Annotated in this window: 14 protein-coding genes; 4 read left to right on the forward strand and 10 right to left on the reverse strand. The window is 66.4% G+C overall.

Translation table 11 applies throughout. The features are described 5' to 3' along the window. Positions 1–10: 10 nt before the first annotated feature. Entirely contained in the window at positions 11–1,207 is a 1,197-nt protein-coding gene (locus tag LNV23_RS12340; RefSeq protein WP_263563354.1) for a DNA polymerase Y family protein, read from the forward strand. 239 nt (positions 1,208–1,446) lie between these two features. After that, a complete protein-coding gene (locus LNV23_RS12345; protein ID WP_263563243.1) occupies positions 1,447–3,714 on the forward strand; it encodes an ATP-binding protein in 2,268 nt (755 codons plus the stop codon). 21 nt (positions 3,715–3,735) lie between these two features. Here LNV23_RS12345 and LNV23_RS12350 read toward each other — a convergent pair whose 3' ends face one another. Next, positions 3,736–4,134: a YbaN family protein gene (locus LNV23_RS12350; RefSeq protein ID WP_263563244.1), complete on the reverse strand. Its 399-nt coding sequence runs from the start codon at positions 4,132–4,134 to the stop codon at positions 3,736–3,738. A 68-nt stretch (positions 4,135–4,202) separates the two neighbouring features. On the opposite strand from LNV23_RS12350, the gene LNV23_RS12355 reads away from it, so the two are divergent. After that, on the forward strand, positions 4,203–5,366 hold the full coding sequence (locus LNV23_RS12355) for an alpha-hydroxy acid oxidase (protein WP_263563245.1): 1,164 nt from the start codon (positions 4,203–4,205) through the stop codon (positions 5,364–5,366). Between the two features lie 31 nt (positions 5,367–5,397). Here LNV23_RS12355 and LNV23_RS12360 read toward each other — a convergent pair whose 3' ends face one another. Beyond that, positions 5,398–7,584, reverse strand: coding sequence for a S46 family peptidase (locus LNV23_RS12360; RefSeq protein ID WP_263563246.1), 2,187 nt, complete (start codon positions 7,582–7,584; stop codon positions 5,398–5,400). 172 nt (positions 7,585–7,756) lie between these two features. Further along, positions 7,757–9,913: a S46 family peptidase gene (locus tag LNV23_RS12365; protein ID WP_263563247.1), complete on the reverse strand. Its 2,157-nt coding sequence runs from the start codon at positions 9,911–9,913 to the stop codon at positions 7,757–7,759. 181 nt (positions 9,914–10,094) lie between these two features. Between LNV23_RS12365 and LNV23_RS12370 the strand changes: the two genes are divergently transcribed. Beyond that, positions 10,095–11,339: a hypothetical protein gene (locus tag LNV23_RS12370; RefSeq protein WP_263563248.1), complete on the forward strand. Its 1,245-nt coding sequence runs from the start codon at positions 10,095–10,097 to the stop codon at positions 11,337–11,339. A gap of 86 nt (positions 11,340–11,425) precedes the next feature. Here LNV23_RS12370 and LNV23_RS12375 read toward each other — a convergent pair whose 3' ends face one another. From LNV23_RS12375 to LNV23_RS12405, 7 genes are all read right to left on the reverse strand, one after another. Continuing rightward, a complete protein-coding gene (locus LNV23_RS12375; RefSeq protein WP_263563249.1) occupies positions 11,426–11,767 on the reverse strand; it encodes a hypothetical protein in 342 nt (113 codons plus the stop codon). 347 nt (positions 11,768–12,114) lie between these two features. Beyond that, positions 12,115–12,684, reverse strand: a complete 570-nt coding sequence (gene dcd / locus LNV23_RS12380; RefSeq protein ID WP_263563250.1) for a dCTP deaminase — start codon at positions 12,682–12,684, stop codon at positions 12,115–12,117. A 59-nt stretch (positions 12,685–12,743) separates the two neighbouring features. Further along, positions 12,744–14,348 (reverse strand): ABC transporter substrate-binding protein, encoded by a 1,605-nt coding sequence (locus LNV23_RS12385; RefSeq protein ID WP_263563251.1) that lies wholly within the window; start codon positions 14,346–14,348, stop codon positions 12,744–12,746. A 391-nt stretch (positions 14,349–14,739) separates the two neighbouring features. Further along, positions 14,740–17,799: an efflux RND transporter permease subunit gene (locus LNV23_RS12390; RefSeq protein WP_263563252.1), complete on the reverse strand. Its 3,060-nt coding sequence runs from the start codon at positions 17,797–17,799 to the stop codon at positions 14,740–14,742. Positions 17,800–17,812: 13 nt separating this feature from the next. Next, complete coding sequence (locus tag LNV23_RS12395; RefSeq protein WP_263563253.1) at positions 17,813–19,012, reverse strand: efflux RND transporter periplasmic adaptor subunit; 1,200 nt, start codon at positions 19,010–19,012, stop codon at positions 17,813–17,815. Positions 19,013–19,153: 141 nt separating this feature from the next. Beyond that, a complete protein-coding gene (gene rnhA / locus LNV23_RS12400) occupies positions 19,154–19,648 on the reverse strand; it encodes a ribonuclease HI (protein WP_263563254.1) in 495 nt (164 codons plus the stop codon). Between the two features lie 23 nt (positions 19,649–19,671). After that, a complete protein-coding gene (locus LNV23_RS12405) occupies positions 19,672–20,508 on the reverse strand; it encodes a class I SAM-dependent methyltransferase (protein ID WP_263563255.1) in 837 nt (278 codons plus the stop codon). Positions 20,509–20,635 lie beyond the last annotated feature (127 nt).

A 20,635-nucleotide genomic window follows, 5' to 3' on the forward strand; every position in this document is an offset into this window, starting at 1 on the left:
GCATCTGGACATGGACGCCTTCTATGCCTCGGTTGAGCTGCTGCGCTACCCCGAGCTCAAAGGCCAGGCGGTGGTGATCGGCGGGCGGCGCATGCACGAGCCGCGCACCTTGGCCGATGGCACGCGCGAGTATTCACGGCTGCGCGACTACACCGGCCGCGGCGTCATCACCACTTCCACTTACGCCGCGCGCGACCTGGGCGTGTTCTCGGGCATGGGCATGATGAAGGCCGCCCTGCGCGCGCCCGATGCCATCCTTCTGCCCACCGATTTCGAGGCCTACCGGCATTACTCGCGCCTGTTCAAGGCGGCGGTGGCCGAGATTGCGCCGGTGATCGAAGACCGCGGCATCGACGAGATCTACATCGACCTGGGCGAGATCGCCGGCATCCGCGAAGCAGTCGGCTTCGACCCGCTGGGCGGCGTGCGGGCGGTGGCGCGGGAGATCAAGAACTCGGTGCTGCGCGCCACCGGCCTGACCTGCTCGATCGGCATCACGCCCAACAAACTCTTGTCCAAGATCGCCTCTGAGCTGGACAAGCCCGACGGCATCAGCCTGCTGCTGGCGCCTGACGACTTGCAGACCCGCATCTGGCCGCTGGGCGTGCGCAAGATCAATGGCATCGGCCCCAAGGCCGGGGCCAAGTTGCAAGCCCTGGGCCTGGAGACCGTGGGCCAGTTGGCGGCGGCCGAGCCGGCCATGTTGATTACGCAGTTCGGCAAAAGCTTCGGCGCCTGGCTGCACGAAGCAGCCCATGGCCGCGACACCCGGCCGGTGGTCACACACAGTGAGCCGGTGTCCATCAGCCGAGAGACCACCTTCGAGCGCGATCTGCACGCCGTGCATGACCGCGCCGCCCTGGGCGCCATCTTCACGCGCCTGTGTGAACAGCTGGCCAGCGACTTGCAGCGCAAGGGCTACCTCGGCCGCACGGTCGGCATCAAGCTGCGCTTTGAAGGCTTCCACACCGTCACCCGCGACCTGACCCTGGAGCTGCCCACACAAGATGCCCAGGCCATACGCCGCGCTGCCGGCGCCTGCCTGAAGCGGGTGGCGCTGGACAAGCGCATCCGCCTGCTCGGCGTGCGCATGGGCGGCTTGAGCCGCCCGGGCCAGGCCGGCCAAGCTTCCGAAATGCGCGCCCGCTCCAAGCGCGCCCCAGCCAGCGCTGGCCCGGCGCCGGCCGAAAACCTGAGCCTGTTCTGAACGCCAGCCAGGCCGGAACAGGCGCTGCGCTGCTATCCTTCCGCTCTGAGGCCGCAGCATCTGCGCGCCCTGCGCCTCGCAGGGCCAAGCAGGCGGTCTGAAGGAGAGCTGCCCTGCTGAACCAGCCCGCCCCAGCCCCTATCGGCCCAATCGGCCCAACCGGCCCCGCCACGCGAGGACGGAGCGGCCCTACCCTGCAACGTCTGGCACGGCTGGCCAGCCGCCACCCCCACTGTGCGTTGCCGCGCCACGCGCGCTTGGTCCAGGCTCTGCGCCAGGCCGGCGAGCTGGCGGAGGCTCTCGACGCCCTCTATGCCCAGTTCTACCTGGCCGAGCGCATGGGCCAGGCCCTGAGCCTGCAGCAGGAACTGAACAGCGCGCTGAACGAAGCGGCGGAAGCCCACCTGACCCCCCAGGCGGCCTGCCTGCACGAAGCCCTGGGCCGGGTCGCCTACCAAAAAGGCGAGTACTTCGAGGCCACCGAGCAATGGTCGCGCGCGCTGGACTTGGCCAGCCTCGCGCAAGTCAGGAGCGGGCCGCTGGCAGAGGCAGAGGCCGAAACACAGCTGCGGGCATCGCGGCAGGCCGAGCAGTTGCGCGTCGGCGTGGCAGCCCGCATCGGCCTGGGCCAGATCCACTACGCACTGGGCGCCTGGGACCGCGGCCGGCGCTTTCACCGCGATGCGGCCGAACTTCTGGGCCAGCTGGACGACCCCTATCTGGCAGCCAAGCTGGCGCTCAATATGGGCGTGGGGCATTTCGAGAATGCCCAACTGGCCGACGCTGAGGTGCAATTCCGCCTCGGCCTGGAACAGGCCCAACGCGGCCCCCACCCGGAGTTCATCGGCGAAGCCTATTGGCAGCTGGCGCGCACGGCGCTGGCCCGACGCCAGGTCGAGGCGGCCGCCGAACCCTGCCAGCTGGCCCTGGCCTGGGCGCGCCGCCTGGGCCACCAATGGCTGGAAGGCATGGCCTGCCAGACCTGGACCGAGATCGCTTTGGCCCGCGGTGACCGCGACCAAGCCCTGCACAGCGCCCGGCAGGCGCTGGCCTTGGCACGCCAGATCCAGTCGCGCAGCGGCGAGAGCCAGGCCCATCTGCAGCTGGCACGCCTGCTGCAGGCCCAGGGCGATGCGCAAGCGGCGCTCGACCATCTCTGGCAACACCAGGCCTTGCGCGAAGAAATCGAACGGCTGAGCCTGCCCGAACGCCTGCTGCGCCTGGCCCATTACGACTTGACCCGCAAGCCGCCCGAGGAACTGCTGCTGGAGCTGTCGAACCGGCACTGGCGCATCGAAAGCGAAGCCGATGTGGTGTTCGCCGCCTCGGAAATGCGCAGTGCCGCCCTGCAGATCATGCAGCTGGACACCGTGCATTTCTGGTGGGCCAGCGAGAGCGCCGGCGTGCTGCGCCTGCATGACGAGCCGGCCGAAGATGGCACAACACGGCTGCTGCTGCGCGCACCGGCACAAGCCGCCTACCTGCAGTTGCTGGCCGGCCGCAGCGAGGCCCTGGCCCTGCATGATCTGCGCCTGCATCCCTGCGAGGCCGAGCTGGCCCTGTTGTCGGGCCTGGCACCCGCCGTTTCACGCATTGAGATCCCGCTGTTTGTGCAGAACCGCTTGGTCGCCCTGCTCTGGCTGGAACAAAAAAGCAGCCGCAACTGGAGCCGCCAGGACATGCTGCAGGCCAGCCACCTCGGGCGCTTGTTCGAACGTCTGCTGGTCGGCCACGACCTGGCTTGCGCCCAGCACGCCCAATGGCTGATGGAGCAGGAAAAAGCCGACGCCCTGGGTCGCCTGGTGGCTGGCGTGGCGCATGAGGTCAACACGCCCATCGGCGTGGCCGTGACGGCAGCCTCCAGCGTGGCCGAGAACGCTCAGAAACTGGGCGCGGCCCTGCGCGGCGAACGGGTCAGCCGGGTCGAACTGACCGAGCTGTCCACCCGCCTGATCAGCGGCAGCGATCTGGTCGAGCGCAATCTGCAGCGCGCGGCCAGCCTGATCGGCAACTTCAAGAAGGTGACCGTGGACCAGGCCTCTGAGGAGGTCAGCGACTTCGTGCTGCTCGACTATCTGCGCAGCATTGCCTCGGTGTTGGGCCCGGCGCTGCGCAAGGCCATGGTCTCGGTGCAGCTCGACGTGGACGCCGCGATCGAGCTGCGCATGGCCGCCGGCCTGCTCACGCAAGTGGTCTCCAATCTCATCATGAACAGCATCAACCACGCGTTTCCAGAGGGGCGCGGCGGCCAGATCCTGATCAGCGCGCGCCTGGAGGGTCGCTATGTGCTGCTTGATGTGGCGGACGACGGTTGCGGCGCCAGTGCCGATGTCCGCGCCCGCATGTTCGAGCCCTTCTTCACCACCAAGCGCGGCAAGGGCGGCTCGGGTCTGGGCCTCTACATCGTGGCCTCGCTGATGGAGCGCCTAGGGGGCGACGTTGAATTGCCGGCCAGCGAGCGCGGCCTGTGCGTGCGCCTGCGTCTGCCGCGCGGCCGGCCGAGCTGAAGAACAAGCAGCACAGGCCGCTCAAGGGCGGCGCGTGGGCAGGCTCCACAACCAGGCCGCCACGCCGGCGCAACACGCCGCGGGCAACCAAGCCAGATGCAGCGGCAGCTTGAAGGCCGCCATCACCGAGCCGAAGGTCATCATGACGCTGGCCAGCTGCTTGGCTCGCAAGGGCACGGCGCGATTGGCACGCCAGTCGCGCACCATGGGGCCGAAGACGCGGTGGCCCAGCAACCAGCGCTCGCAGCGGCTGCTGCCGCGCGCAAAACAGAAGGCGGCCAGCAGCACAAAAGGCGTGGTCGGCAACAAGGGCACAAAGATGCCGATGATGCCCAGCACCAGGCTCAGCACACCGCCCAGCAGCCACAGCAGGCGCAGCCACATGGGATGGGTCGGTGCAGGCGGCGGGCTTGGGTCCATGGCGCCGCAGTGTAGGTGATGTGTTCCGGGCTAGGATGGCCGCGTTCTCAATGACCCACCGGTTCGCCATGCCCGTCATCACCTGCATCGAAGACCTGCGCCTGCTGGCCCAAAAGCGCGTGCCGCGCATGTTCTACGACTATGCCGATTCGGGCAGCTGGACCGAGAGCACCTACCGCGCCAACTCAGCGGACTTCCAGGCCATCAAGCTGCGCCAACGCGTCGCCGTGAACATGGAGAACCGCAGCACGGTGGCGCGCATGGTGGGCGTCGATGTGAAGATGCCGGTGGCGATCGCGCCGACGGGCCTGACCGGCATGCAGCATGCCGACGGCGAAATCCTGGCCGCCCGCGCGGCGGAGAAGTTTGGCGTGCCCTTCACCTTGTCCACCATGAGCATCTGCTCCATCGAGGACATTGCCGCCCACACGAAAGCACCGTTCTGGTTCCAGCTCTATGTGATGCGCGACCGCGACTTCATCGAGCGACTGATCGACCGCGCCAAGGCCGCCCGCTGCGGCGCCCTGGTGCTGACGCTGGACCTGCAAATCCTCGGCCAGCGCCACAAGGACATCAAGAACGGCCTCTCGGCGCCGCCCAAGCCCACCCTGGCCAACCTGATCAACCTGATGACAAAGCCACGCTGGTGCTTAGGGATGCTGGGCACCTCACGGCGCCAGTTCGGCAATATCGTCGGCCATGTCAAAGGCGTGGAGAACATGGGCTCGCTGTCGGAGTGGACGGCCAAGCAGTTCGACCCAGGCCTGAACTGGGGCGATGTCGAGTGGATCAAGAAGCGCTGGGGCGGCAAGCTCATCCTCAAAGGCATCCAGGATGTCGAGGACGCGCGCCTAGCGGTGAACTCGGGTGCCGATGCCTTGATCGTCAGCAACCATGGCGGCCGCCAGCTCGACGGCGCCGAGTCCAGCATCCACGCCCTGCCCCGCATCGTCGAAGCCGTGGGCCGCGAGATCGAGGTGCATATGGACGGCGGCATCCGCTCGGGCCAGGACGTGCTCAAGGCTTGGGCCCTGGGCGCGCGTGGCACCTACATCGGCCGCGCCTTCCTCTACGGCCTGGGCGCCATGGGCGAGGCCGGGGTGACGAAAGCCTTGGAGCTGATCCACAAGGAGCTGGACCTGACCATGGCCTTCAGCGGCCATACCCGGTTGGAGGGCGTGGACCGCAGCATCCTGCTGCCGGGCACTTACCCGGGCAGCAGGGATCGCTGACAGGCCGGCCCCAGCAAGGGCTGGCCGCGCTTCACAGCGCCTTCATTTCCTTCAAGAGACGCGCGGCCTTGTCGACCACCTTCATCTGCCAGAGCATGTAGCGCGCATCCAGGCAGATGCTGCGCGTGGTCTTGGGGTTGAAGTCCCAGTCGGAGATCACGGCGTCCAGCGTGCCGTCGAACAACAGACCGACCAGCTCGGCATTCTGGTTCAGCACCGGCGAGCCGGAGTTGCCGCCGGTGGTGTCCAGGGTGGCCAAGAAGTTGACCGGCACCGAGTCGAGTGCCTTGACCCCGTACTTGTCGAACTGGCGCGCCTTGATGGCAGCCAGCTGCTCAGCCGGGGCATCGAACTCGCCCTCACCCTTGTGCTTGGCCACGATGCCCCGCAGGGTCGTGAAGGCCGACCAGGCCGTGCCATCGGCGCCCTCGGCGCGGCCGGCCACCTTGCCGAAACTGACGCGCAGCGTGCCATTGGCGTCGGGGTAGACCGCCTTGCCCTGGCTGGCCTTGAAGGCAATCAAGGCCTTCATGGTCTCGGCATAGGCGCGCTGAACCTGGCCGCCCAATTCCTTGTCACGGTCCTCGCGGGCACGGTCGTCGTCGTACAGGGCCACGGCGGCGGCGATCAGGCTGTCGCTGCTGGCCTTGAACTCATCCACACTGCGCGACAACCAGGCCATGCGCTCGGTCTTGTCGGCCATCTTGCTGCCGGCATAAATGGCGTCCAGGCGAGCGCGCACCGCGCCTTCGCTCATGCCTTGCTGCAGACCCAGGGCCCGCAGCAGCGCCGGGTTCAGCTGCGCCGCCGGCTGGGCCAGGTACTGGGCGAAGAAATAGGCGGCCACGCGCTTGTCGACTTGCTCGTCATAGCGGCGCTCCATGGCCTCGACGGCCTGGCGGCGGCGCTGCTGGTCGCGCTGCTGGAAACCGGGCTTGCGCTCGGCATCGGGCTTGAGGTTCTCCTGCGCCTGCTGGTAGAGCGTGCGCGCACCGCTGAGCAAGGTGGTGGAGGCGAAGTTCAGGAGCAGCTCACGGCGGGTGATGGCCTGGCGCTCGTCGAGCAAACGCTCGACCTCGGCCAGGCCGGCTCCGTACTGGGCGCGCCGGCCAGCGTCACCATTCACCCAGGCCTTGAGGGCGGCGAAATCGGCCTGCTTGCGGGCCAGGATGTCGCTGCCTTGCCAGCTCTGGAGCTGACCTTGCAGGTTCTTGTAGTAGTTGCCGATGCCGGCCACGGTGTTGGCCAGCTTGATTTCGGCGTCGCGGCGGCCGGCGGTTTCTTGCTTGATCAGGTCCAGCTGCTGGGCAAAGGCCTTGACCAGCTCGGGCGCTTCCCAGTCGAAGTTGAAGGCCACTTCGGTGGGCAGGCGGTGGCGGTCGGTGCCGCCCGGGTAACCCGTCACCATGACGAAGTCACCGTCCTTCAAGGGACTGCTGGCCAGCTTCAGGTGGTGCTTGGGCTGGTAGGGCTTGTTGTCGGCGCTGAAATCAGCCGGCTTGCCGTCCGGGCCGACATAGGCGCGGTAGAAGCTGTAGTCGCCGGTGTGGCGCGGCCACATCCAGTTGTCGGCGTCACCGCCGAACAGGCCCACGCCCTGGGCCGGCGCGTGCACCAGGCGCACGTCGCGAATTTCCATCTGCTTGATCAGCTGAAACACCAGGCTGCCGTAGAAGCGCGCGACGCGGCAGCGGTGGCCGGCATCCTTCTCGCACTCGGCCACCAGGGCTTTTTCCTTGGCTTCGATCGCATCGCTGCGGGCCTTGCCCTTGAGCGCCGAGGTGGCGCTGTCCATGACTTGGGCGCTGACATCACGCACATCGACGGTCACCAGCACGCGGCTGCCCGGCGCGGCCGGCAGCTCGTCCTTGAAGTCGGCGGCCAGGAAGCCCTTCTTGAGCAGGTCGCGCTCGGGCGTGGAGTTGAACTGGATGCTGCCGTAGGCGCAGTGGTGGTTGGTCACCACCAGGCCTTGCGGCGAAACGAAAGAGGCCGTGCAGCCGGCCAGGCTGATCACCGCGCCCATGGGGAACTCGGTCAGCTGGCTGAGCTTGGCGGGGTCCAGCTTCAGGCCGGCCTGCTTGAGCGCCTTGCTGATCTGGGGCAGCTGTTGCGGCATCCACATGCCTTCTTCGGCCTGGGCGGCGCCCAGATTCAGCAATGCCAGCGATGCCAGCACAGGGACTGCGGCCCGATGGGGCCAGGTCTTGAGTTTCATGCGAGGGTCTCCGCCCGGGTATGGGAAGCCGGCACCATACCTGTTTTTACGCGACTCTCGCAGTGTGAGGAGGCACTCAGACAAACCCTGAGTGCGCCGCAAGAGAGCCTAAAAAGAAGGCCCATGAAAAAGGCCCTCCAGCGGAGGGCCTTGAGAGCAGGTACGGCGGCGATCAGAGCGCGTTCATTTCCTTGAGCAGGCGGTCGGCCTTGTCGACCACTTTCATCTGCCACAGCATGTAGCGTGCATCCATGCAGATGCTGCGGGTCATCTGGGTGTTGAAGTCCCAGTTGGAGATGACGGCGTCCAGCGTGCCGTCAAACAGCAGGCCCACCAGTTCGGCACGGCTGTTCAGCACCGGCGAGCCGGAGTTGCCACCGGTGGTGTCCAGCGTGGCCAGGAAGTTGACCGGCACGGAGTCCAGGGACTTGACCGCGTACTTGTCGAACTGGCGCGCTTCGATGGCCTTGCGCTGCACCTCGGGGGCGTCAAAGTCACCGGTGCCGGTGTGCTTGGCGGTGATGCCGCGCAAGGTGGTGAAAGCCAGCCAGTCGTTGCCATCGGTGCCCGGCTTGCGGCCTTGGACATGGCCGTAGCTCACGCGCAGGGTGCCGTTGGCGTCCGGGTACAGGGCCTCACCCTTGCTGGCCTTGAAGGCCATCAGGGCGGCCATGGTGTTGGCATAGGCCTGGTCGATGCGGCCTTCCATTTCCTTGTCGCGCTTCTCGATGCGCTCGTCTTCCTCGTACAAGGCCACCGCGGCGGCGATGTAAGCGTCCTTGCTGGCGGCAAAGTCGGCGACGCTGCGGTCCAGCCAGGCCAGGCGGCTGGCCTTGTCGCTCAGCTGGGTGGCGGCTTGCAGTTCGAGCAGGCGGGCCTTGACAGCCGCTTCATCCATGCCGGCCTTCAGGCCCATGGCCTTGAGCAGGGGTTGGCTCAGTTGCTCGGCCGGCTGGGCCAGGTACTTGGCATAGAAGTGCGAAGCGAGGCGGATGTCGGTCTGCGCGTCGTAGCGGCGGTCTTGCGACTCCAGGCCTTGGCGCAGGCGCAGGGCGTCGCGCTCCTGGTAGCCGGGCTTGCGCTGGGCATCGGGCAGCAAGCGCTGCTGGGCGTTTTGGTAGAGGCCCCGGGCGGTGCCCAGCAGGCGCGGCGAATAGGCGCGCAGGCTGGATTCGGTGCGGGCCAGGGTCTGACGCTCGGCCAGCAGACTTTCCACGGCGGCCAGGTCGGCGCCGTACTTGGCGCGGCGAGCGGCGTCGCTGTTCACCCAGGTCTTGAGATCCTCAAAAGCCTTGCGCTTGCGCTCCAGGATGTCGCTGCCGGCATAGCTGGCCATCTGGCCCTGCATGTTCTTGGAGGCGTTACCCAGGCCCTGCACGGAGCCGGCCAAGGCGATCTCGGCCTCGCGACGGCCGCTGGTTTCCTGCTTGATCAGGTCCAGCTGGGTCAGCATGTTCTGAATGCCGGTGGGCTGGGAAAAGCTGAAAGCGAAATCCACTTCCTGCGGCAGGCGGTGGCGCTGGGTACGGCCGGGGTAGCCGGTGACCATGACGAAGTCGCCTTCGTTCAGCGGCGTGCTGGCCAGTTTCAGGTGGTGCTTGGGCTGGTAGGGCTTGTTGTCGGGGCTGAAGTCGGCGGGCTTGCCGTCCGGGCCGACGTAGGCGCGGTAGAAGCTGTAGTCACCGGTGTGGCGAGGCCAGATCCAGTTGTCGCTGTCGCCACCGAAGCGGCCCACCATATCGGCCGGCGCATGGACCAGACGCACGTCGCGGATCTGCATCTGCTTGATCAGCTGGTACTGCAGGCCGCCGTAGAAGCCGGCCACACGGCAGCGGTAGGCCTTGTCCTGCTCGCAGGCGGCGACCAGGGCTTTTTCCTTGGCTTCGATGGCGTCCACGCGCGCCTTGCCCGAGAGCGCGGCAGTCTTGGCGTCCAGCACTTGGGCGGTAACGTCCTTGACCTCTTCGGTCACGAAGATGCGGCTGCCCGGGGCGGCCGGCAGTTCGTCCTTGAAGTCAGCGGCCAGGAAGCCGTTCTTCAGCAGGTCGCGCTGCGGCGTCGAGTTGTACTGAATGCTGCCGTAGGCGCAGTGGTGGTTGGTGACCACCAGGCCTTGCGGCGAGACGAAGGAGGCGGTGCAGCCGCCCAGGCTGACCACAGCGCCCATGGGGAACTCGGTCAGTTGGTTGAGACGGCTGGGGTCCAGCTTGAGCCCGGCGGACTTGAGCTGCTTGGCGATCTGCGGCAGTTGCTGCGGCATCCACATGCCTTCGGCGGCATGGGCGGCGGTGATGGCCAGCAGCAGGCCGGCAGGGATCAGTCGTTTCATGGGAGCTGGGCGAGTTTTTGACGAAGTCGTGACGATACACAGCCACACCCAGCATGACGAAAGACACCCCAAGCATTCACCCAGTCACATGTCCTTATTTACCCTGATTTGCCGAGCACAGAGGCCCAAACCTGGGCAAACTGAACGGATTGCACCGTGCGCGCCTTGTCAGAGGAGCCTCATGCCGACGTCCGCCCCGCCGCTCGCTCCCTCAGCCACAGGTGCAGACCTTGCTGCGGCCGGTGTTCGGCTGGCGGACTTTCAGCTGCGCTTCGTCCAGGCTCACTTCGAGGAGGTGCTGCAAGCGCTCGAACCCTTGCTCGAGGAATTGCGCCACAGACACCCGCCCAGCGCCGAACTGCACCGGCTGCACGTGCGCGGCCTGCTGCTGCGCATGCGCAGCTTGAGCAAGTTCGACCGGCTGGAAGACATTCTGCACAGCGGTGCCGAGGCCCTGGAGCTGCTGGCACACGACGGGCCCACGGTCGAACGTGCCGAGGTGTTTGTCTTCCAGGCCTTCGCCTACAACCTCTTGGCCTGGCCCCAGCCTGCCCTCAGCGCCACCCAGCTGGCCTTGCAAGATGCGCTGGCCTTGGGTTCAACCGAGTTCTCGGCACAGGCGATGGAGCGCGCCGCCATGTGCTACCTGAGCATGGGCGATGGCCTGCTGGCCGAACGCTTCATGCTCGAAGCGATCGGCTTTGCCGAGCAATGCACGGCCTCGACGGCCAAGCAGCTGCGCTACTCGAATGCCCTGCATCTGGCCTGTGTGCTCTTCGATGCTTATCAGGATTGCGGAGAGGCCAGCGCCGCAAGCCAGTTGCTGCCGCGCTTTGGCCGGGTGCAGGCCCAAGGCGAGCACCATATGGCGGCACTGGCCCACAGCTGCTACATCGATGCCATCTGGCACGGCAATCAAGCGCGCTGGCTGCGCCGCGCGGGGCAGACTGAGCGTGCCGGGAGGCTGCTGCGCGAGGTGCTGGCCCTAGCGCTGGCGCGCGATTGGCAGGGCTTGATCCGGCCGATGCGGCTGGAGCTGAGTCTGGAGCTGCAGGCTGCCGGCCTGCACGCGCAAGCCTTGCAGGAGCTGCAGCGCCTGTTTGAGCCCCTCGACCTGCCTCTGCGCGAAACCCAGGCGCTGCGCGGCCTGCAGGCCATGGCGCGGAGTCAGCAAGCCCTGGGGCAGTCAACACAGGCCGAGCAGACCCAAGCAACGCTGGCCTTGCGCCTGCATGGCCAGCGCGAGCGCATCGCAGATGCGCAGCGCCGCCTGGCCGGCCTGGACCAGCGCCTGGTGGACATGTTGCAGGCGGCTGACCGAGCCCGCATCGAGCAGGACCTGCAAAGCATGGGGCAGCGTGCCCAGCAAGCCCGAGTGCTGCGCGTTCCGGGCATGGATTGGCTGCCCGTGGCGCTGCCGGCCTGAGCGGCGGAGCCTGCCGCAAAGCAAGAAGCCCTCACGAGGAGGGCTTCAGCGGGGAGGGAAACCTCGTCCTCGCACGGGGCGGCCGTTCAGTGCATCAAGCCAATCCACTCACCCGCGCGCTGGTAGTCGCTGAACAGGCGCAGCGCCAGCGCGCGCAAGCCCGGGTTGGCGCAGGCATGAGCCCGAGCCAGGCATTCAAAGGCATAGAGCCGGTCATACAGCATGCGGGTGGGCTGGAGTTGCTCGCCCTCATCGGCCATCAAGGCCTGGAAGCAATGCAGATCAGACAGGGCCACCGGGCCGACGATGGGCGAAGTGAGTTCGCCCAGCGCCTGATTCTGCTGCGGCAGTTCACGAGGAAGCGAAAAATCCAGCGGGATCGGCGCGCCTTGATTGAACTCGGGCAGAAGATGCAGCGGGATGATCATATGGGCCTCGCGATTCCGGCCTGCACAGGACCGGGATGGCGCCATGATGCCGGCCGCTGGCGAAACTTAAATGCGAAACAGCCGGTGATTCACCGGCTGTTTTCACTCAAGTTTGGCCGTTACGCCCGGCCACCTGATCGCTGAGCAGCCACTTGTTTTCGTCGCGAGCGGCTGGCAGGCTAGGCTGAGCCCAGACAGATTCAGTCCTGAGGACTGGATCTGCCTGGCGAAGGCCAAGGCCTCTGACCGCGGCGGCCGAAGCGCAGGGACCGGAACGTACTTCTTGTACGTGAGGATCCCGAGCGTTCGGCCAACAACGCATGGCAGCCGCGCAGCAGAAAACCGCCTCAGGTCTTCGGCAGGGTCACGCCGCGCTGGCCCTGGTACTTCCCGCCACGGTCCTTGTAGCTGGTCTCGCAGACTTCATCGCTCTCGAAGAACAAGACCTGCGCGCAGCCTTCGCCGGCGTAGATTTTGGCCGGGAGCGGCGTGGTGTTGGAGAACTCCAGGGTCACATAGCCTTCCCACTCTGGCTCGAAGGGCGTGACGTTGACGATGATGCCGCAGCGCGCGTACGTGCTCTTGCCCAGGCAGATGGTCAGCACATTGCGCGGGATGCGGAAGTACTCGACCGTACGCGCCAGCGCGAAGCTGTTGGGCGGGATGATGCAGTGGTCGCCTTCCATATCGACAAAGCTCTTTTCGTCGAAATTCTTGGGGTCGACGATGGAGCTGTAGACATTGGTGAAGACCTTGAACTCGGGCGCGCAACGAATGTCGTAGCCATAGCTCGAAGTGCCGTAGCTGACGATCTTCTCGCCCGCGGCGTTCGCGCGGATCTGGCCCGGCTCGAAGGGTTCGATCATGCCGTGCTGTTCGGCCATGCGGCGGATCCACTTGTCGCTCTTGATGCTCATTGCTGCAGGTCCCTCATTGGTATGCCGGCCATTTTAGGCGCGCTCATCCGGGCCGCCCCTCAGGGCTTGATCGTCACGCCGTCGAAGCGGTAATTGCCGTCCGGCGCCAGCTTGAAGCCCTGCACCCGCTGGCGCACCGCCACCGCGATCTTGCCGTGGGCGATCGGTGTCCAGGGCAGTTGTGCCAGCACCATGCGCTGGGCCTGGCTGTAGAACTTCCTGCGTTCCGGAATGTCCAGGGTCTGGCGGCCCTTGGCAAGAAGGGCGTCGTAAGCGGGGTCGCACCAGAAGCTGCCGCTGGCGGCACCGCAGCTCAGCTGGCCCAGGGTGGAGGCCGGGTCGGCCTCGCCGTTCCAGCCGATCATGGCGGTGTCGTGCTCGCCCTGGTCCACGCGCTTCAAATACTCGCCCCACTCATAACTGACGATTTTTGCGGTGACACCGACCTTGGCCCAGTCGGCCTGGATCATCTGCGCCATCAGCTGGGCATTGGGGTTGTAGAAGCGCTGCACCGGCATGGCCCAGAGCGTCAGGCTCAAGTCCTTGACGCCGGCGCTCTTGAGCAGCTCGCGCGCCTTTTCGGGCGAATGCGGCGCCGCCTTGAGGCTGGCATCAAAGGCCCAGCTGGGCGGCGCGACCAGAGAGTTGGCCAGCTCACCGGCGCCGCCGAACACCGTCTTGACCAGGGTGTTCTTGTCGATGGCCATGTCCAGGGCCTGGCGCACGGCCAGCTTGTCCAGCGGCGGCTTCTTGGTGTTGTAGGCGAGAAAGCCGATATTCAGGCCGGGCACGCTGTGGATTTGGATGGCCGGGTCGCGCTCCAGCTCGATCAGATCGGCCTGGTTGGTCAGCGCAGCGATGTCGCATTCATTGCGGCGCAAGCGCTGGGTGCGCACATTGCGATCGGTGGTGATGGCGAAGACCAGCTGCTCGACCACGGCACGATCGCTGCGGAAAAATTCCGGGTGGCGGCTGTAACGCAAGATGCTGTCGGGCTGGTAGCTCTTGTAGACAAAAGGGCCAGTGCCAACAGGCAGGCTGTTGATCTGCGCCGCCTTGCCGGCCTTGAGCAACTGCGCGCCGTACTCGGCCGACTGTATGGCGGCAAAGGCGTAGGTCAGCAGGTTCAGGAAGGTGGCGTCGACGCTGTGGAAGCGGATCTGCACCTCGTCATCCGCGATGCGATCCACGCCGGCGATCAGCTGTTTCCAGCCGGCCGAGATCACATAGGGCGAGACGATGGGATGCGCCTTGGAGAATGGATGCTGCGGATCCAGCAGGCGCGCGAAGGTGAAGATCACATCTTCGGCATTGAAGTCGCGCGTCGGCTTGAAGTAGGCCGTGCTGTGAAACTTGACGCCATGGCGCAGCTTGAAACGAATGCTGCGGCCGTCGGCCGCCACCGTCCAGCGTTCGGCTAAGGCCGGGATCAGGCGATCCGTGCCCGGCTCGTTGTCGATCAGCCCGTCAAAGATCGGATAAGTCGCCGCATGGTCAATGCCCGAGTCGCTGTTGGCCGGGTCGAAACTCTTGGGGCTGCCTTGGGCGCAAAAGCGTAAGGTGCCGGGCACGCGGACGGGGCCGGCCAAAATCGGGCCGACGGCGGACAGTGCAACGCTGGCCAGCAAGGCCCGACACAGCTGCTTCAGAAACTTGCTGGGCATATGCCCCTCCCGAACGAAATCAGACTGCATCGTCGCACGGCCTCCCCTTGCACCGACCCAATAGGTGCACCGAGTCACGGAGGAAAGCACTCTTGAAATCCTCGGAGCTTTCGTGGCTCAGCGTCCTGGCTCGCTCTGCGGAGGAACTGGTTCTTCGTCCATCAGCTTGCGGCTGCAATCGACACTGAGCCGTCGTTCGCGAAGAAATTTCAGCACGCAGAGCTCGCAGAGGACGCTGAGAACACAATCCTCGCTCTTCTTCTCTCTCTCTCTGCGATCTCTGCGAACCTCCGCGCACTCTGCGTTCGTACTCAAATCTCAGCGAACGACGGTTCTGTGCCGAATCCAGCCATCAATCCCGCCTCAATCGGCGGTGCAGCGAGTGCCCCTCTCAGCCCGCCAATGCCGGCGTCGTGATCTCGCCCGGAATGCTCTTGCGGGCAAACAAGGTGTACATGGTGGGCACGACGAAGATGGTGAGCAGCGTGCCCAAGCTCATGCCGCCGACGATGACCCAGCCGATCTGCTGGCGGCTCTCGGCGCCGGCACCGGTGGCCAGGGCCAGGGGCAAGGCGCCCAGCACCATGGCGCCGGTGGTCATGAGGATGGGCCGCAGGCGCAGGGCCGAGGCCTCGACCACCGCCTCCTTCGTGCCCTTGCCCTGCTGGCGCAGCTGGTTACTGAACTCGACGATCAGGATGCCGTGCTTGGTGATCAAGCCCACCAGCGTGATCAGGCCGATCTGCGAATAGACATTGAGCGTGCCACCGGCCCATTGCAAGGCCGCCAACGCCCCCACCATGGACAAGGGCACGGACAGCAGGATCACGAAGGGGTCGATGAAGCTCTCGAACTGCGCCGCCAGCACCAGGAAGATGAAGAGCAGCGCCAGCACAAACACCAAGCTCAAAGCACCGCTGCTGGACTTGAACTCACGCGACACGCCGTTCAGCTCGGTCGCATAGCCGGCCGGCAGAATCTGCTGCGCCGTCTTGTCCATGAACTCCAGCGCCTCGCCCAGCGAATAGCCCGGGGCCAAGCCAGCGCTGATGGCCACCGAGCGGCGTTGGTTGAAGTGGTTGAGTTCACGCGGGCTGACCGCTTCTTTGACCGTCACCAGACTGGACAAAGGCACCAAGGCATCGCCCTTGCCGCGCACATAGAGCTGCTCGATCTGCTGAGGCGTCGTGCGATTCTGGCTTTCTGTCTGCACCAGCACGTCGTACTGCTCGGCATCGCGCTTGTAGCGCGTGACCGCGCGGCTGCCCAGCATGGTCTCGACCGTACGGGCGATCTGGTCCACCGGCACGCCCAGGTCGGCGGCGCGCTCGCGGTCCACCTCGAGGAAGAGCTCGGGCTTGTTCAGACGCAGGTCGTTGTCGATCTGCACCAGGCCCGGGTTCTTGGCCAGGGCGGCGCTGAAATCGGCTGTGACCTTGGCCAGATTGGCGTAGCTGTCACCGGTGACGATGACGAAGTTGACCGGCCGCGAGGTGAAGCCCTGACCCAGGCTGGGCGGGGTGATGGGAAAGGCGCTGACGCCGGGCAGCAGATTCATCTGCGGCAGCAAGGCACGCGCCAACTCGGCGCTGGAACGGCTGCGCTGGTCCCAATCCACGGTGCGGAAGATCGCCAGGCCGCCGGCCACATTGCCGCCGCCGGAAAACACAAAGCGACGATCGAACTCAGGGTAAGTGGCGGCGATGTCCTCGATGGCATCGAGGTAGCGCGAGGTGAAGGCCAGGGTCGAGCCGTCGGGCGCGCTGATGGGCAGCACGATGACGCCGCGGTCTTCCTGTGGCGCCAACTCCGACTTGGCGTTCATGTAGAGCCAGCCCGTGCCGCCAGCCGAGGCCAGCATCACCAGCACCACCACCCAGCGCTGGCGCAGGGCCAGGCGCAAGGCGGCGGCATAGCGCTCGCTGATCCAGACCAACACCCGCTCCATGCCGGCATCGAAGCGTGTGGGCTTGGCGTTATGGCGCAGCAGCTTGGAGCACATCATGGGCGTGAGCGTCAGCGCCACAAAGCCCGAGACCAGCACGGCGCCGGCCAGGGTCAGCGCGAACTCGACAAAGATGCGGCCGGTGCGGCCCGGCGTGAAGGCCAGCGGCGCGAACACCGCCACCAGGGTCAGCGTCATGGCCACCACGGCGAAGCCGATTTCCTTGGCGCCCTTGAGCGCCGCCTGGAAGGGCTCCAGCCCTTCCTCGATGTGGCGGAAGATGTTCTCCAGCACGACGATGGCATCGTCCACCACCAGGCCGATGGCCAACACCAGGGCCAGCAGGGTCAGGGTGTTCACCGTGAAGCCGGCCGCGGCCATGATGGCAAACGAGCCGATCAGGCTGACCGGAATCGTCACCAGCGGGATGATGGACGCGCGCAGGGTGCGCAGGAACACAAACACCACCAGGGCCACCAGCACCACCGCCTCGGCAATGGTGTGATAGACCGATTCGATCGAGCGCTCAATGAAGAGCGCGTTGTCGCTGGCCGGGCGCACGGTGATGCCGGCCGGCAGGTCTTGCTGCAGGCGCGGCATCATGGCCGTGACGGCCGCCGACACTTCCAGCGGGTTGGCCGTGGCCTGCTTGATCACACCCAGGGAGACCGAAGGCAGGCCATTCAAGCGCACACGCGAACGCTCGCTGGCGGCTGCTTCCTCGATGCGGGCGACATCGCGCAGCTTGACCCCATAGCTGCCGACCTGGCGCAAATTCACCTCGGCGAACTGGGCCACGGTGTTGAGGTCGGTGCGAGCGGTGACGTTGAACTCGCGCTGCTGGCTCTCGATGCGGCCGGCCGGCACTTCCAGGTTCTGGCGGCGCAGCGCGTCTTCCACATCCTGCACCGTCAGCTTGTAGGCGGCCAGGCGGGCGGCATCGAGCCAGACGCGCACGGCATAGCGGCGGTCACCGCCGATTTCCACATCGGCCACGCCGGGAATGGTTTGCAGGCGCGGTTTGACGATGCGGTTGACCACATCGGTGACCTGCAGCGGGTCCAGGGTCTCGCTGGTGAAGGCGATGCGCAGCGTGGGCTGGGCATCGGCCTCGACCTTGGCCACCACCGGCTCGTCCACGGCCGTGGGCAGGCGGCCGCGCACGCGGGCGACGCGGTCGCGCACATCGGCGGCCGCGTTGTCGGGGTTCTTCTCGAGCTTGAAGCGCACCGTGATCTGGCTCGACTCCGAGCGCGAGATCGAGGTGACGATGTCGACGCCCTCGATGCCGGAGATGGAGTCTTCCAGCGGCTTGGTAACCTGGCTCTCGATCACCTCGGACGAGGCGCCCACCAGGCGGGTGCTGACGGTGACCACCGGCTCGTCGATGCGCGGGTACTCGCGCAGCGAGAGCTTGCCGAAGGACACCAGGCCTACCAGCAAGAGCAGCAAGGACATCACCGTCGCAAAGACCGGGCGACGGATGGAAGTTTCAGAAATCTTCATGGCCGGAGGGCTTTCAGCGGCTGGCGGCGGAGGACGCTGCGGTCGGTGCCGATGCCGATGCGGCTGGCTTGGCCGCCTTCTTGTCCACATCGACCACCTTGACCACCTGTCCATCGCCGCGCAGCAGCTTGGCCTGGCCGGCGGTGACGACGCGCTCGCCCTCCTTCAGCCCTTCCAGCAGCTCGACCTGGCCGTTCAGGCGCAGGCCCAGCTTGGCTTCGATGCGGCGGGCCTTGAGCTGACCTTCTTCTTCGACCAGCTTGATCACGAACTGCTTGCCAGCCAGCGGCACCAGCGCTTCTTCCGGCACCAGCAAGGCGCCGGCATGGGTGGCCAGCACCACCCGCACGCGGGCGAACAGGCCGGACTTGAGCTCCGGTGCCGCGCCCAGGACGCGCGCGCGCACCAGCAGGGAGCGGCCCGCAGCGTCCAGCGCCGTGTCCAGGGCCTCGATGCGTGCCTTGAAATTGCGGCCCGGCCAGGCGTCCAGCGAAACCTCGACCTCTTGGCCGGCCTTCAGGCGCGGCACATAGCGCTCGGGCAGGCGGAAGTCCACCCACATCGAGGACGCATCTTCCAGACTCAGCAGATCGCTGCCGTCCTTGACGTAATCACCGAGGTTGACGGCGCGGATGCCGACACGGCCCCCAAAAGGCGCGCGCACCTGCATGCGCGCCAGCTGCGCCTTGTTCAGCGCCACCTGCGCCTCGGCCACCTGCAGCGCAGCCTGGGCCTGGTCCACCACATTGGCACTGACGAAGTTCTGCGCCAGCAGCTCGCGGTTGCGCTGCAGCTGGGTGCGGGCAATGCCGGCTTGCGCCTCGGCTTGCTGCAGCTGGGCCAGCTGCAGGGCGTCGTCCAGCTGCACCAGCAGCTGTCCCGCGCGCACCATCTGGCCGTCGCTGAAGCCCAGCTTGACGATGCGGCCGCTGACCTCGGGCTTGAGCACCACGGCCTGGGCCGCACGCAAGCTGCCCACCGCCTGCGCCTCGTCCGCCAGATCGGCGCGCTGCACACGGCCAGCTTCCACCGGAATCGGGCCGGAGGGTTTGGCATCTTTCTTGTCGCCAGGCTTGCCGGAAGCAGCCTTGCCATCGGCCGGCGCAGCCATGGCATCGGCCGCCGGCACGCGGTGCTGCCACCACCAGGCAGCGCCACTCAATCCCAACAAGGCCGCAATGGCCACGACACGGTGCAGTTTTTTCGAGCTCATGGGTTCTCCGAGCGTGCACTCTAGCGGCTGCACAAGGCGCCCGCTGGCCTCAGGGCATGAAGCACGGACTGGATGGCATCAGTGACGGTGGGCGGGCGGCAATCGCACGGAGCGCGCCTGCCGCTGCCGCTGCGGCCAGATTCAGCGGCCGACCGAGGCCACGCCGCGGTTGGCCAGGGCATCGGCGCGCTCATTGCCGGGGTCGCCGGAATGGCCCTTGACCCAGCGCCACTCGACCTGGTGCAGCTTGCGCAAGGCATCCAGCCGCTGCCAGAGCTCGGCGTTCTTGACCGGCTTGTTGTCCGCCGTTTTCCAGCCGCGGCGCTGCCAGCCGCCGATCCATTCGGTCATGCCTTTGCGCACGTACTCGCTGTCGGTGTAGATGGTGATCTGGCAGGTGCGCTTGAGCGAAGCGAGGGCCTCGATCACGGCCGTCAGTTCCATGCGGTTGTTGGTGGTGTCGCGTTCACCACCAAACAGCTCTTTCTCATGGCCGCCGGCGCTCAGCCAAGCGCCCCAGCCGCCCAGGCCCGGGTTGCCCTTGCAAGCGCCGTCGGTGTAGATGACCACCACCGGCTTGGCGATGCTGACCGGCGCCTTGGCCTCGGGACTGGACGGGGGAACTGCTGCATTCATGGGTCGGGGGTCGCTGGTGAGATTCAAAGAGAAGAAGACGAAGGTGGCGCTGCAGCGGCCAGAGCCGGTGGCTCGGGCTGCCGCAAGGCCGGCATGGGGCTTTGGCTGGCTTGCGTCAGCACGGCCGGCGCCCCAGCCCGAGCGAATTTGCGCGAGCGCCGCAGACCGATCAGGCGCATGCCGTGCACGCGCTTGACCGCCTGGATGAAGTAGACCGCGCCCAGCACCGGCCACCAACGTCCGCCGATGGGCTCGATGCCGCTCCAGCGCTCCAACCAGACCTCGCTGCGCAGCGGCGGGCTGTAGCAGCCAAAACGGGCAGCTTCCACCTCAAAGGTCAGCAAGCGCAACCAATCGCGCAAGCGCCAGTAGCCCAAAAACTCACCCGCCAGGGGCAAGAAGAGCTTTTGTTCGCCCGGCAGCAAGCGACCGAGATTCTGCCTCAGGCCCCAGAGGCTGGCCGGATTGAGGCCCAGAATCACCAGCCGCCCCTCGGGCCGCAAGACCCGTTCGACCTCGCGCAAGGTCTGGTGCGGGTCGGGCGCCAGCTCCAGGCTGTGCGGCAGCACGACCAGATCGAGGCTGTTGCTCTCAAAGGGCAAGGCGTCAAATTCGCTCAGCAAGACCGGGCTGGCGAGCTGCGCGTGGTTGCCGCCCGCTTGATCCAGCGCCAGCCAGCGGTGCGGCATGCGGTTGGCGCGCAGGGCCGGCAGCTCGGGTAGGCCCAGCTGCAAGGCATGGAAGCCGAAGATGTCGGCCACGGCCGCGTCAAGCTGCCGCTGCTCCCACTGCAGCAGGTACTGGCCGGGCGGCGTCTGCAGCCAGGAGGCCAACTCTATAATCGAAGCTTCGCGTGTCATGCCAGGCTCGCTTCACGAGCCGCGCAGCGGAGCCGCAGCGGATGGCGGCATGGGGTCAGGTCTTGCAGGCCGACACCGGCCGGCCAGTCAGCGCACATGGAATGGAGTTCCCGGAATGAAGAACGGC

Source organism: Kinneretia sp. DJ1R-11, from assembly GCF_025717595.1.
Classification (GTDB): Bacteria; Pseudomonadota; Gammaproteobacteria; order Burkholderiales; family Burkholderiaceae_C; genus Paucibacter_A.